Here is a 13,385-nt window from a genome sequence, read left to right on the forward strand (position 1 = left end):
TGCCAATACAGTAAAGCTACTATTAATTTTGGATTCTGATATGAAAAAAATGTTTAATCAATTATATGAAGAAATTTTAAATAATAATTTACAAGGAAAATAAAAATGATTATTCTAGAAAATATAAGTAAAAATTATGGTAAAAATCAGGTTTTAAAAAATATTAATTTAGAGATACCTGCTTCACAATCACTTGCTATTTTAGGTGCTAATGGTTCTGGTAAAACTACTTTGGTTGAAATTATTTCACAAGTTTTAAAACCAACATCAGGTAAAGTATTATTTCTTGATGATGTTGGTAAAAAGGTTAGTCGGAAAATTGGTGTTCAATTTCAAGAAGGTTATTGACCGGTTGGTACACGAATTATTGATTTAAAACAATTTTATAAAAATAAAAAATATATTAAAAGTGAAGAAGGCAAAGGATTAATTGATGTTTTTGAGTTAAATGATATTTTGAAAAAAGAAATTTCTTTACTTTCGGGTGGTCAAAGACAAAGATTTAATTGTTTTTTATCAATTTTAAATGATCCTGAAATTTTAATTTTAGATGAGTTAGTTACTGGTTTAGATTTAAAAATGCAAATTAAACTTGTTAATTTTATTAAGTCATGAAAAGAAATTAAAAAAATTAATTTATTAATTGTTTCACACACACCAGAAGAAGTTGAATTACTTTGTGATCGGGTAGTAATTTTAAAAAATGGTGAAATTTATCAAGACCAAAGTATTGATGCAATTATAAAAAAATATGGTAGTTTACGTAAAATGATGGTGGAGTATTATCAAAATGAAGTTAATGGTAACTAAAGAATTATTCAAACAAAGTACTGTTTCTAAATTTTCAAGACTTTTTTCTTTAATTTCAAAAGTAATTTTTGTAAATCCTAGAACTTACATTTTTGTATTTTTATTAGGTTTTTTAATTTCTGCATTATCATCATGATTATGAAATAATTATAGTTACTATCAAATTTTACCTTCCATTTTGTTAAATTTTTTATCAATATCAGTTTTTATTTCATCTTTTTATTTAGGAATATTTATGATTGAGTGGCGAAAGAAAAACTTTTTAAAAAGAATAAAAATAATTGGTATTAATGAATATTATATTATTTTAACAATTTTTTTATCAAATTTAATAATGGTATCATTATCAGTAATTATTAATATTATTTGTTATAATATTTATTCTTTAATTTCAATATTTAATTTTCATCTAAATTTGCTTTCTAATATTAGATGATTTATTTGAATTTTCTATATATTTGCTATAATATTATTAACATTTTTTTTAACAGTTGCTAACATATTTATTACAACATTTTTCCCTAAGTTTAATTTATCATTTGTAATGCTTGCTGTTTTTACCATATTTTTCATTATTTTTTCGGATGTTTTAATTCAACCAACAGTAACTAACAATAATTTAATATTTATTATTATTGGTTATTTGTGTCCAACTAAATATTTTATTTGGTTTAATATGTTGATTACTTCATATCAATTTTTAGATCCACTAGGAATAAGTCAAATTATTCAAAATTATAATGAAATATCATTTGTTGTTTTTACTAGTATTTGGCAAACATTAATTGGAATCTTGATATTTACTATGTTGTTTTCTTATTTATCAAAAAGATTTTTTAATTGAGGAATGAAAGGATAAAAAATAATGAAAAAAATATTATTACTTTTTGGTGTTTTTAGTTTAATTTCTGCTCCTGCTAGTTTAGTAGTTGCTTGTAATATTGGTAGTTTAGATGGTAGTGATTATTTAAATGGTTTACCAAATTTTGACTGAACAAATTCAGATTATGGAGATGGTATTAATTTTGATAATACTAACTCGCAAAATATTATTAATAATATTGGTAATATTAATGATTTGGGAAATGTTAAACCAAGCAATACTGGTCATTATTTAAATTATTCAAAATTTAATACTGGTTTTCAATGAACACAAAACATTAAAAAACAAGCAGTGACTGGCGTTCCTTTGAATAAAGGTTTTATGCCTAATGGTAATTATGCTTCTGATTTTGGTATAACTTCTTCAGCTCGAAAATATTTAAGAATGAATTCAATTTTAGATTGGAATCCACAAAAAGACTATGATGCAAAGTATAATCGAGCAACAGTACCTTTACAGAAACGTCAATTTGTAGCAACATACAACTCAAGTAACCAAGATGAGAATATTAATTATAATCAACTAGGATTTTCAACACGAAAACATCGTACTTTTGATAATACAATAGTGGGGACAAAAAATCCATTTGAAAATACACCATTAAATTGACAATATACTAATTATTTTATTAATTGATCAGGTTCTTGATTTGAAGGGCCAATTGTTCCACCACCAGCTGATGTTATTGATAGTGCACACATTAATGGAACACCAATATTTGGTAATCTTTTTCTTGATGGATATCATGGTTTAACAAAAGAAATGTTAAAAGATTTTCTTAGCAAAAATAGTGATGGTACTTATAAAATAGTTGATATTTTAATTAATATTGCTAATTATAATGGCTTTGATGGTTGATTTATTAATAATGAACCAAACGGCGCTGCTCCCAATGGTACAGTTTTAGATTATAATGTTATGGCCGAAATTATTAAAGAATTTAATTATAAAGTAGCTACTGCTAGTGATCCAAATATTCAAGCATTAAAAATAATTTTTTATCGTAATGGTGCTACAGTTTCAAAAGGTGTTAGTGGATATAATGATATAGAAACATTAAAAATGGCAGATAGTGGTTATCGTAAAACTAATGGTGAAGTTACACCAACTGATATTTAATTAACTTTTGGTGAAACACCAGATAAAACAACATCATTTTTAACAGATTATCCAAATTATAGTGGTAAAAATTTAAATACTATTCTTGATGCTGGAGCTAATGCCCAATTTTTTGGAAGTTATGATTTTCGACAATTAGGGTATGCAAAAACAATGATTGCTGGTAAACCTCAATATAATAAAAATGTGTATACTGGAATTTCTGATTTTTTAGATAATGGTGCTGGAACATTTGGATCGTATGCTTATAATTGAGCTAAAAATCATAATGTTAATGGTACTAGAGTTTATTTATTTGCGACACAAACAACAAATTTATTTAATAATATTCAATTTTCAGGAACAAATACTTTTATTAGAAATAATAATATTGGTATGCAAGCAAATAATAATGCAAATGATTATCAAGGTTGAAATGCAAGTGATAATTATCAAGAGGCAGCATTTATATCGGATCCTAGAATAAAAACTGCAGTTACTAAAGGAAAACCAAATCTATTTGTTAAAGATACTATTTATAATTATTTAACTAATAATGGTTATAACTCATCAAGTTATGGCATTGGTGATTTAGTTAAAGAACGAACTACTTTATTTGATGATAATCAAATTTTAAATAAGAAAACTAATTTTTCAATGGGTAGTGGTATTAAATTTGTTAATCATGATCAAAATGGTAATAGTATTGTTGCTAATGATTATCCATGAACAAATCGTAGATTAACTGATATTTTACCAACTTATCAATGAAAAATTTATGATGATGCTCATCCAGAACAACCATTAGATATCTCTAAAATTTCTGGTTTTTATGATTATGATCAAGTGTATGAAAAAGGAAATTCAATTGCTATTGGTTCGGGTTTTAATGAAGAAGGTGGTATAATTAATGGCGATTGAAATACAAGTAAAGTTTATGATTGAGATATTATGGGAACTAATTTAATTAAAAATGACCATCAGATCAGTTTTATTTATAATACTAATGGTGATAATAATGCTAAAGTTAATTTTTTAGTTACTATTACTGATCAAAAATCGTTAATAGCAAACCGTCAAACTTTTTCACCAAATAATGAAGAAGAGTTACAAGGTGGTTGAGTTAAAATTACTTTGGATTTAAAGAAAATTGGTGGTATTAATACTTTTAATCGTATTTTTAAATTAGGATTATAAATTAAAGCAACTAATAATAATTTTAAGTTTAATGTTGGTGAATTTGAAATAAATAGGCCAACAACTAATAATCAAATCAAAGAAAATACAGTAATTTTAAATCCAAAATCAGAATACGTAATTAATCGAACAGTTAATAATCAAATATTATACAATGCTCGTTTTCAATGAGATGCTGTTAATATTGAAAATTTAAGTTATTATGCTATTTATTATTTTGATGAAAAAAAATGATATCGTGTTGGCGAAACTAATTAAAACTATTATTTTTAAAAAATTTAAAATCTATTCATAATCAGTTAAAATTAATGATTAAACCAGTTTATAACAATAATGTTATTGCTCAACAATCATTTGTGTTTAATATAGAAATTTAAAGGTGAAATATGAAAAATAAAAATAGTATAGTAATTTTTAGTCATTGTATAAGTTATATGTTTAAAACAATTTTAAAAACATTTAGAACTTATATTTACTTTTTAATAATGCCCGTTATTTTACTTAGTTTAGTTTATTTTTTAACATCACAGTCAATTATTAAATATAATCGTTATATTATAGTTTCTAGTTATATTTTATTACCAATATTATTTAATATTTTTTTAATTGGTCATCTTATTTGTCAATGACGCGAATCAGTTTTTTTAAAACAATTACACAATTTTGGTATCAATAAGATTGCATTTATTTTAAGTTTATTAATTGTTATTTTTGTTATTTCTTTTTGTACAGTATTTATATTGCTTGGATATTTATTTTTTCTTGATCAGTTACAAGGAACTAATATCATGACAGTATGAATATTAGCAATGAAAACTTTTTCACAATGATTTGGTCTTATATTTAGTATTAGTCTAAATATTATTGTTATTTTTTTCTTGGCTTTATTAATTTCTGGTTCTATAAAAAATCTTTATATAATGCTGAGTTATACTTGTAAGTGCAAGTAAATAAAATTGCAAAAAATTCTCATATAAAAATTTCATAATGCTAAATTTAGTTTAGAAAAAAGTAAGGAGTTTTTATATGAGTTATAAACATCTTGGCATAGATGAAAGGATTTATATTGAGAATCAATTGAAATTTAAATTTAAAATTAGTGAAATAGCTAAAAATCTTAATCGAAGTATTAGTACTATTATTCGAGAAATTAATAGAAATAAAGATAATAATCATTATTTTTCATTAATTGCACAAAATAAAGCTGAAAATCGAAAACAATCACATATTAGTTTTCATAAGTTTAAAAATAAGAATTTAGTAAAATATGTACAACAAAAATTACTATTAGGTTGATCACCTGAACAAATTTATGGCAGAATTAAAAATTTTCATAAAGAGTGAGTTATTAGTTTTAAAACAATTTATACTTGAATTTATTTTGGAATGCTTGATAAAGTTACTAGTAAAAATTTAAGAAGAAAAGGTAAAAAACGAAAATCTAAAGAAAATCGTGGCAAGTTTAATGGTAAATCAATTAAAGAACGAGATATAAATGTTAATGATCGTATAACACTTGGTCATTGAGAAGGAGATACTATAGTATCATCACGAGGTAAAAGCAAATCATGTTTAATAACTTTAGTTGAAAGAGTATCACGATTTACTTTAGCAATATTAGTTAAAAACAGAACTACTAAAGTTATTAATAAAAATGTTAGTTATTATTTATCAATTCTTCCTAAAAACATTGTTAAAACTATTACTTTTGATCGTGGCAAAGAATTTTCAAATTGACAACAACTTGAAAAAAATTTAGATATAAAAATTTATTTTGCCAATCCATATTCACCTTGACAAAGAGGTACTAATGAAAATACTAATGGTTTAATTAGAGAAAAATTTCCTAAAAAATTTATTTTTTCAAAAACTAATAAAAATGAAGTTCATAAATTTATATTGTCTTTAAACCAAAGACCAAGAAAAATACTAAATTATCTTTCACCAATCGAATATTTGGATAGAAAAATAATTTAGTTGCACTTACCTTTACAATTTAGCTAATTCAAACAATTAATATAATTATTTTTTTAACTTCTATTTTATTTGGTGACTTTTTTATTGATATGACATATACAATTTCAACACCAACCATTATTATTGGATATTTTGTACCACAAAAATATATAACTTGAATTAATTTTATTTTTTATAGTCAAAGTGATAAGAATTATTATAATTTTTTTCAGATTGTTCTTTCAGTTGATTATAAACTATCATTCACCAATATTTATCAACCAGTATTTTCTTGCCTAACATTTATTAGTTTGTTTGCTGTTGGATCATATTTTTCTTTTTTACATGGTACTAGAAAATAAGCAATTAAACAAAATATATTCTTATTTTTTAATTTTTAAAAATATAATAAGTTTATTTAAATATTGAATAATATATTATTTTTATAATTAAAAAAAGAAAAATTATAAAATTTAAAAATAGATCTTGAAAAAAAATATTTTTTAAGGAAAATTAGATTGTAATAAAAAAAGGATATGGTACATAAGAAATAAAACTAGTTATTTTTTAATCAAATATGGATTTGATACAAATTTGTTAGATAGGAGAGACTGGGAAATGAAGGTAATAAATGATTCTGTTAGTGACGAAATTTTAATGAATGGTTATCAAAAATTTTGTTATTCTTTTAGCAAAATTTTATTAGTTATTTTATTATTTCCTTTTGTTTATTTTTATTCAAAAAAATATCAAAAACAATTTTTTAAATTTTGTTTTACTTATCAAAAAGAAGGAAATGTTAAAATTAATGATGATCAATTAGTTGATATTAATAGTTTTGATTATCATTATTATGATTGTAAGATTAAAGAACTTAATAAATATGGTTATCCAATTGATTGAAAAAAAGAAAATTATCAAGAATTTGTTATTAAAAATAATAATAATGAAGATATTAGTTGTTTAACTGTTATTCAAAAAAATAAAAGCAAGAAATGAGTTATTGGTTTTCATGGTTGAACTGAAAATAAATATTTAGCTTTAAGGTTAGTGTCTTGATTTTATCAAGAAGGATATAATATTTTAACATTTGATAGTGTTGCTCATGGTAAAACTTATGGTCAATATAGTGATACTGGTCTTACTTGTGCGCAAGATGTTAATTGTTTAATTAATTGATTAAAGACTAATTATCAAGTTGAAACAATTGGTTTAATTGGTAATAGTATGGGTGCATCAACAATTAATTATTATTTGTTGAATTATGCACCAATCAGTTCAATTAATTGAGCAATTACTGATTGTGGATTCTCTAATTTACTTGTTCAATTTCGTTACGTTATGCAATATCGTTATAAAAAACCTTGATGATTAATTAGTAATGGTATATCTAAAAGATATCAAAAATTTACAAATACAAATATTTTAGAATATGATTTATTAAAAAAACTAAAAACAGGATTTAAAGTTCCTACCTTATTAATTCATGGTAAAAAAGATGATTTTGTCCCATTTTTCATGTCAAATGTTATTCATAATTTTCAAATTAAAGGTAATAATAAAAATTATAATTATTTATTTTTAGAAAATATTGGTCATGTTGAAACTTTGCCAAATGCTCATCAAACTTATATTAATGAGATAAAAAATTTTATTAATAAATATGAAATGAATAATAATTAGATAGAGTTAAGAAAAGTTATTATAGTCTTAATTTATTCATTGAACATTTCTTATTTTATTTTAGGGGGTAAAAAATGAAAAAAAATGCAAATTGTTTAATAATAGAAAAAAAAGATAATATATACATAATTAGTCCTACACCCAAATTACAAGATGATATGGGTATGGCGTGTTATGTTAAATATAATACAGAAAATGATGTAGTTAATAAAAATGATTTAGTATTAGCAGTAGAGGCTTCAAAAGCTATTTTGCATGCGTGCAGTCCACTAACAGGAAAGGTTTTGGAATATAATCAAAGAGCAATTGAAAATCCAACTCTTTTCAATTCAAAAAAGTCTAAAGATAATTGAATTTTGAAATTAACAGATGTAGTTGAAAAAGAATTTTTAGAACTTGAAGATAATTAAAATTGATTTACAAACTTAATAAAATTGGAGGAATATTATGATTTTAATTGAACCTATAAGAAATGGTAAATATATCAAAGATGGAGCTTATGCTTTAGCGATTCAAGTATGAGCACTACATAATTTAAAAGTAAAAAACAAAACGATAATATTTCCTTTTATTTGTGATCCTCATATTCAATTGGGATATTTTCAAAATCCAGAGGTTGAAGTTAATAAAGAATATTTGGATAAAAATAATATTCCAGTTGTTCGTCGTGATACTGGAGGAGGAGCTATTTTTATTGATTCAAATTCAGTAAATTTTTGTTTTTTAATTCCATTAAATTCTAATACTAATTCGATTTATGCTAATTACCAAGAGTTCTATAAGCCAATTATAAAAGTGCTTAAAGATATGGGGATTAAAAATATCATGCAAAGTGGAAAAAATGATTTGACAATTAATAGTAAAAAAGTTTCTGGAGCAGCTATGTTAAAAGAAGAAAATATTATTTATGGTGGTTATTCATTACTTTATGATATTGATTTGGATGCTATGATCTTGGCACTTAAACCAAGTCGTAAAAAAATTGAATCAAAAGGAATTAAATCAATTAATCAAAGAGTAGATAAATTAAAAAATCACCTTAATGAACAATTCAAAAAATTAACTATTTTTGAGTTTAAAGATGAAATTATTAAACGATTGATGAATGTAGAAAAAATAGCAGATGTTGAACGATACGTTTTATCAAATGAGCAATGACTAGAAATTGACAAGTTAGTTGATCAAAAGTATAAGAATTGAGAATGGGTTTATGGTTTAAGTCCCCGCTATCAATATAATCGTGAAGCACGTTTAGAAATTGGAACAATGAATATTTCATTAATAATTGATAATGGTAAAATTAAAAGTTGCAAAATTAGTGGTGATTTTTTTGTTACAAAAGATTTAACTATTTTTGAGAAAGGTCTTGAAGGTACTAAAATGATTAAACAAGATTTAAAAATAAAATTACAAGAATTGGATATTTCTTCATATTTTTTTAAGAAAATAGATAATGACCAATTGTTAGAATTAATTTTGAGTTAACATGCTGAGTTATACTTGTAAGTGCAAGTAAATAAAATTGCAAAAAATTCTCATATAAAAATTTCATAATGCTAAATTTAGTTTAGAAAAAAGTAAGGAGTTTTTATATGAGTTATAAACATCTTGGCATAGATGAAAGGATTTATATTGAGAATCAATTGAAATTTAAATTTAAAATTAGTGAAATAGCTAAAAATCTTAATCGAAGTATTAGTACTATTATTCGAGAAATTAATAGAAATAAAGATAATAATCATTATTTTTCATTAATTGCACAAAATAAAGCTGAAAATCGAAAACAATCACATATTAGTTTTCATAAGTTTAAAAATAAGAATTTAGTAAAATATGTACAACAAAAATTACTATTAGGTTGATCACCTGAACAAATTTATGGCAGAATTAAAAATTTTCATAAAGAGTGAGTTATTAGTTTTAAAACAATTTATACTTGAATTTATTTTGGAATGCTTGATAAAGTTACTAGTAAAAATTTAAGAAGAAAAGGTAAAAAACGAAAATCTAAAGAAAATCGTGGCAAGTTTAATGGTAAATCAATTAAAGAACGAGATATAAATGTTAATGATCGTATAACACTTGGTCATTGAGAAGGAGATACTATAGTATCATCACGAGGTAAAAGCAAATCATGTTTAATAACTTTAGTTGAAAGAGTATCACGATTTACTTTAGCAATATTAGTTAAAAACAGAACTACTAAAGTTATTAATAAAAATGTTAGTTATTATTTATCAATTCTTCCTAAAAACATTGTTAAAACTATTACTTTTGATCGTGGCAAAGAATTTTCAAATTGACAACAACTTGAAAAAAATTTAGATATAAAAATTTATTTTGCCAATCCATATTCACCTTGACAAAGAGGTACTAATGAAAATACTAATGGTTTAATTAGAGAAAAATTTCCTAAAAAATTTATTTTTTCAAAAACTAATAAAAATGAAGTTCATAAATTTATATTGTCTTTAAACCAAAGACCAAGAAAAATACTAAATTATCTTTCACCAATCGAATATTTGGATAGAAAAATAATTTAGTTGCACTTACCTTTACAATTTAGCACATGAATAAAAAATATTCTAAATTATTTTCACCAATCAAAATTTAAAATTTTGTTTTTGATAATCGGTTTGTGCTTTCACCAATTACCTTAAATGTTTCTAGTTATGATGGTTTTGCTAGTAAAGAAGATATTGATTATGCTCTTAAAAGAGCTCATAGTGCATACTTAGCGATATCTAGTGCTGCTTATATTAATTTAGAGGGACAAATTTTTGAATTTGGTTTTTCTGTTGCTAATGACGAACATATTGATTCATTAAAACAAGTTGCTAATGCTATGAAATCAAAAGGTGCAAAAGCTATTTTACAGTTAGCACATTCAGGTCGTTTTTCTATAATTAGTTTAAATCGTTTAGGTTATGTAGTTGGACCTTCTAAACAATCTTTTATGTATCCTTTTCCACATGAAGTTCAAGAACTGAGTATTAAGCAAATCAAAGAATTAATTAAAGATTATCAAAAAGCTACCTTAAGGGCTATTGAAGCTGGTTTTGATGGTGTCGAAATTTCTTCAGCACAAAAACTTTTAATTCAAGCTTTTTTTTCAGTAATTAGTAATCAAAGAAATGACATTTATGGTAATCAAAATTTAGAAAATCGTTCACGTTTGGGATTAGAAATTTTACAAGCAGTAAGAGAAACAATTGATAAGCACGCTAGTGAAAATTTTATTTTAGGATATCGAGCTACAGCTGAAGAAACTAGAGGTCAAGAAATAGGTTATCCAATTGAAGATTTTTTACAATTCATGGATCAAGTATTAATAAACATTAAAATTGATTATTTAGCACTAGCCAGTTGGGGAAGAAATATATATAAATATAAAGTTCAATCTCAGGGGAAATATTTTAATCAATTAGTGAATAAAGTTGTTTATCAACACATTAATTAACGTATTCCTGTTATTGTGAGTGGTGGTATAAATAGTTCTGATAAATGTTTAGAAGCCTTAGAATATGGGGATATGATAGGATTATCTTCTGTTTTTGTAGCCGAACCTGATTTTGTTAGAAAAATAAAAACTATGCAAATTGATAAAATTAATTTACATATTACTGAAAAAGATATTGAAAAATTAGCTATTCCTAAAGCTGCTTTTAAGGAAATGGTTAAACTTATGGATTATGGTGAAAGTTTACCTAAAGATACTAGGGATGAGTTAAGAAAGTTAGAAAATAATTATTCAACTAAAAATTAATATTTTATTTAGAAAAAGGTAATAAAAATATGAAACAAAAATGAAAAATTAAAACTATTAATGAGTTAACTACTTTACAATATGAGGTCATTATAAAATCAGTAACGGAACTTCCTTTTAAAAATAAATATTGAGATAATAAGGAAAAGGGAATTTATGTCGATATTTTATCAGGTGAACCATTATTTGCATCATCAGATAAATGTAATTTTGGTCATGGCTGACCAAGTTTTACAAGACCAATCAGTGAAATAGTTATCCTTAAAAAGGAAGATAACACTAATCTAATGTTGCAGCGTACTGAAGTACGTTCTAAAAAAACTGATATTCATTTAGGGCATGTTTTTAAGGATGGTCCACAAAAAGAAGGCGGTTTACGCTATTGTATTAATTCAGCAGCTTTACGTTTTATTCCATTATCAGAAATGATTACAGAAGGATATGAAGAATATTTATCTTACATTAAATAAAAATATTTTTATTGTATATTTATTATCTTGATAATGTTTTATGATTATAAATTTTATTATAAAGTCCTAATTTTATTAGGACTTTATGTTGTAAAAAAATAAATAAACAACGATATTATTATTTGAATTATTTTTTTATTTTGTTTATTGTTAGAATATATTTTTCATTTTTACATGATAATAGGAAATAAAAAAATATGATATTAATAAAACGGGAGATAAATTAATATTTTAGTACAAATTATCTTGAACCAACAATTATTAGTAGTATAATGAAAAGGTATGTTCATTCATTATTTTAAAAATTAGTATAATTAAAAGTGTAACTGCAATTAGCTAAAATATTTAGGAGGAAAATTTAAATGTGAGTTGAGAAATTTGATAATCCCCAAAAAGAAATTTTTCAAATATTAAATGAAAAAGGAGTAATTAATCCTAATTTTGTTGATTATTTAAAAAAATTTGATAGTAAGGTTTTATTAAAAGCATATGAAAACATGTGTTTTTCACGAATACAAGAACAAATGCAAATGGAATTAAACTATGAAAAAGATGAAAAAGGACAAGTTAAATTAGTAAATGGAATTCCAAAAGTAATCGGAAAAGTTATTAACTTTTTATCTTCAAAAGGTCAAGAAGGTGTTGAAGTTGCTTATGCTAGTTGTTTACGACCAGGTATTGATTGATTAGTACCAGCCTATCGTAATAATGCAGCATGAATTACTGCTGGATATCCAGTTGAAAAAGTAATTCAATATTGATTAGGAAATGAAATGGGAAGTCAAATGCCGAAAGGTGTTAATATTTTACCAGTTAATATTCCAATTGCTACTCAATATTCACATGCAACAGGTATTGCTTTTGCTGAAAAATATAAAAAAGATAAAGGAATTGTTATTACTACGATTGGTGATGGTGGTACTTCTGAAGGTGAGTTTTCTGAAGCAATTAATTTTGCTGCTATCCATAAATTAGCTGTTGTTTTCTTTGTTGAAAATAATCAGTGGTCATTAGATACACCAACTGCTAAAGCAACAATGAGTTTAACTTTTGCACAAAAAGGAACAGCATTTGGCGTACCTAATATTCGTGTTGATGGTAATGATTTTTTTGCTGTTTATTATGCTACACAAGAAGCAATTGAAAGAGCAAAAAAAGGTAATGGTCCTTCATTAATTGAAGCTGTTACTTATCGTCAAAATGCGCATTCTGCTTTTGATATTAAAAAAGATTATTTTTCTGCTGAAGATTATAAAATTGAACAAGAATGATTAAAAAAAGATCCAATTGATCGTATTAGAGAATATTTAAAATCAATTAAACTTTGAGATGATAACAAACAAGCAGAATTAGATAAACAAATTACTAAAAAGGTTAATGATGCAATTACTTGAGCATTAAAAAATGAAAATGTTTCAATTGATGAAATATTTGATTATACATATGAAAAATTAACACCACAATTAATAGAACAAAAAGCAGAAGCAAAAGCTTTCTTCAATGAAGGAGAGAAAAAATAATT

13 protein-coding genes and 1 pseudogene are annotated in these 13,385 nt (G+C 23.9%); all 14 read left to right on the plus strand.

Annotation, left to right across the window (positions count from 1 at the left end):
- Positions 1-105 precede the first annotated feature (105 nt).
- The 14 genes and pseudogenes from AACL05_RS03200 to AACL05_RS03270 all read left to right on the plus strand — a co-directional run bounded on the left by AACL05_RS03200 (position 106) and on the right by AACL05_RS03270 (position 13,383).
- Positions 106-810, plus strand: a complete 705-nt coding sequence (locus AACL05_RS03200) for an ABC transporter ATP-binding protein (RefSeq protein ID WP_338986246.1) — start codon at positions 106-108, stop codon at positions 808-810.
- On the plus strand, positions 791-1,669 hold the full coding sequence (locus AACL05_RS03205; RefSeq protein ID WP_338986247.1) for a hypothetical protein: 879 nt from the start codon (positions 791-793) through the stop codon (positions 1,667-1,669). The genes AACL05_RS03200 and AACL05_RS03205 overlap by 20 nt, the downstream gene beginning before the upstream one ends.
- A gap of 6 nt (positions 1,670-1,675) precedes the next feature.
- The gene (locus AACL05_RS03210; protein WP_338986249.1) at positions 1,676-2,812 is read left to right on the plus strand and encodes an endo-beta-N-acetylglucosaminidase; all 1,137 of its coding nucleotides are present in this window, start codon (positions 1,676-1,678) and stop codon (positions 2,810-2,812) included.
- 153 nt (positions 2,813-2,965) lie between these two features.
- Positions 2,966-3,988 carry a hypothetical protein gene (locus AACL05_RS03215; protein ID WP_338986251.1) on the plus strand — a complete coding sequence of 341 codons (1,023 nt, stop codon included), beginning with the start codon at positions 2,966-2,968 and terminating at the stop codon, positions 3,986-3,988.
- A gap of 485 nt (positions 3,989-4,473) precedes the next feature.
- Entirely contained in the window at positions 4,474-4,938 is a 465-nt protein-coding gene (locus AACL05_RS03220) for a hypothetical protein (RefSeq protein WP_338986253.1), read from the plus strand.
- Positions 4,939-5,014: 76 nt separating this feature from the next.
- Entirely contained in the window at positions 5,015-5,965 is a 951-nt protein-coding gene (locus tag AACL05_RS03225; protein ID WP_338960236.1) for an IS30 family transposase, read from the plus strand.
- Positions 5,966-6,054: 89 nt separating this feature from the next.
- The gene (locus AACL05_RS03230; RefSeq protein WP_338986254.1) at positions 6,055-6,306 is read left to right on the plus strand and encodes a hypothetical protein; all 252 of its coding nucleotides are present in this window, start codon (positions 6,055-6,057) and stop codon (positions 6,304-6,306) included.
- A 256-nt stretch (positions 6,307-6,562) separates the two neighbouring features.
- Positions 6,563-7,627, plus strand: a complete 1,065-nt coding sequence (locus AACL05_RS03235) for an alpha/beta hydrolase (RefSeq protein ID WP_338962608.1) — start codon at positions 6,563-6,565, stop codon at positions 7,625-7,627.
- A gap of 74 nt (positions 7,628-7,701) precedes the next feature.
- Entirely contained in the window at positions 7,702-8,037 is a 336-nt protein-coding gene (locus tag AACL05_RS03240; RefSeq protein ID WP_338986255.1) for a hypothetical protein, read from the plus strand.
- A gap of 37 nt (positions 8,038-8,074) precedes the next feature.
- Positions 8,075-9,112, plus strand: a complete 1,038-nt coding sequence (locus AACL05_RS03245) for a lipoate--protein ligase (RefSeq protein ID WP_338962612.1) — start codon at positions 8,075-8,077, stop codon at positions 9,110-9,112.
- A 107-nt stretch (positions 9,113-9,219) separates the two neighbouring features.
- A complete protein-coding gene (locus tag AACL05_RS03250) occupies positions 9,220-10,170 on the plus strand; it encodes an IS30 family transposase (protein WP_338960236.1) in 951 nt (316 codons plus the stop codon).
- Between the two features lie 26 nt (positions 10,171-10,196).
- A pseudogene (locus AACL05_RS03255) lies at positions 10,197-11,393 on the plus strand (NADH-dependent flavin oxidoreductase).
- 29 nt (positions 11,394-11,422) lie between these two features.
- A complete protein-coding gene (msrB, locus tag AACL05_RS03265; RefSeq protein ID WP_338962616.1) occupies positions 11,423-11,863 on the plus strand; it encodes a peptide-methionine (R)-S-oxide reductase MsrB in 441 nt (146 codons plus the stop codon).
- Positions 11,864-12,225: 362 nt separating this feature from the next.
- A complete protein-coding gene (locus AACL05_RS03270; protein WP_338986256.1) occupies positions 12,226-13,383 on the plus strand; it encodes a thiamine pyrophosphate-dependent enzyme in 1,158 nt (385 codons plus the stop codon).
- The last annotated feature ends 2 nt before the right edge of the window (positions 13,384-13,385 follow it).

The sequence above is a fragment of the Spiroplasma endosymbiont of Thecophora atra genome, assembly GCF_964019735.1.
Lineage (GTDB): Bacteria > Bacillota_I > Bacilli_A > Mycoplasmatales > VBWQ01 > Spiroplasma_E > Spiroplasma_E ixodetis_A.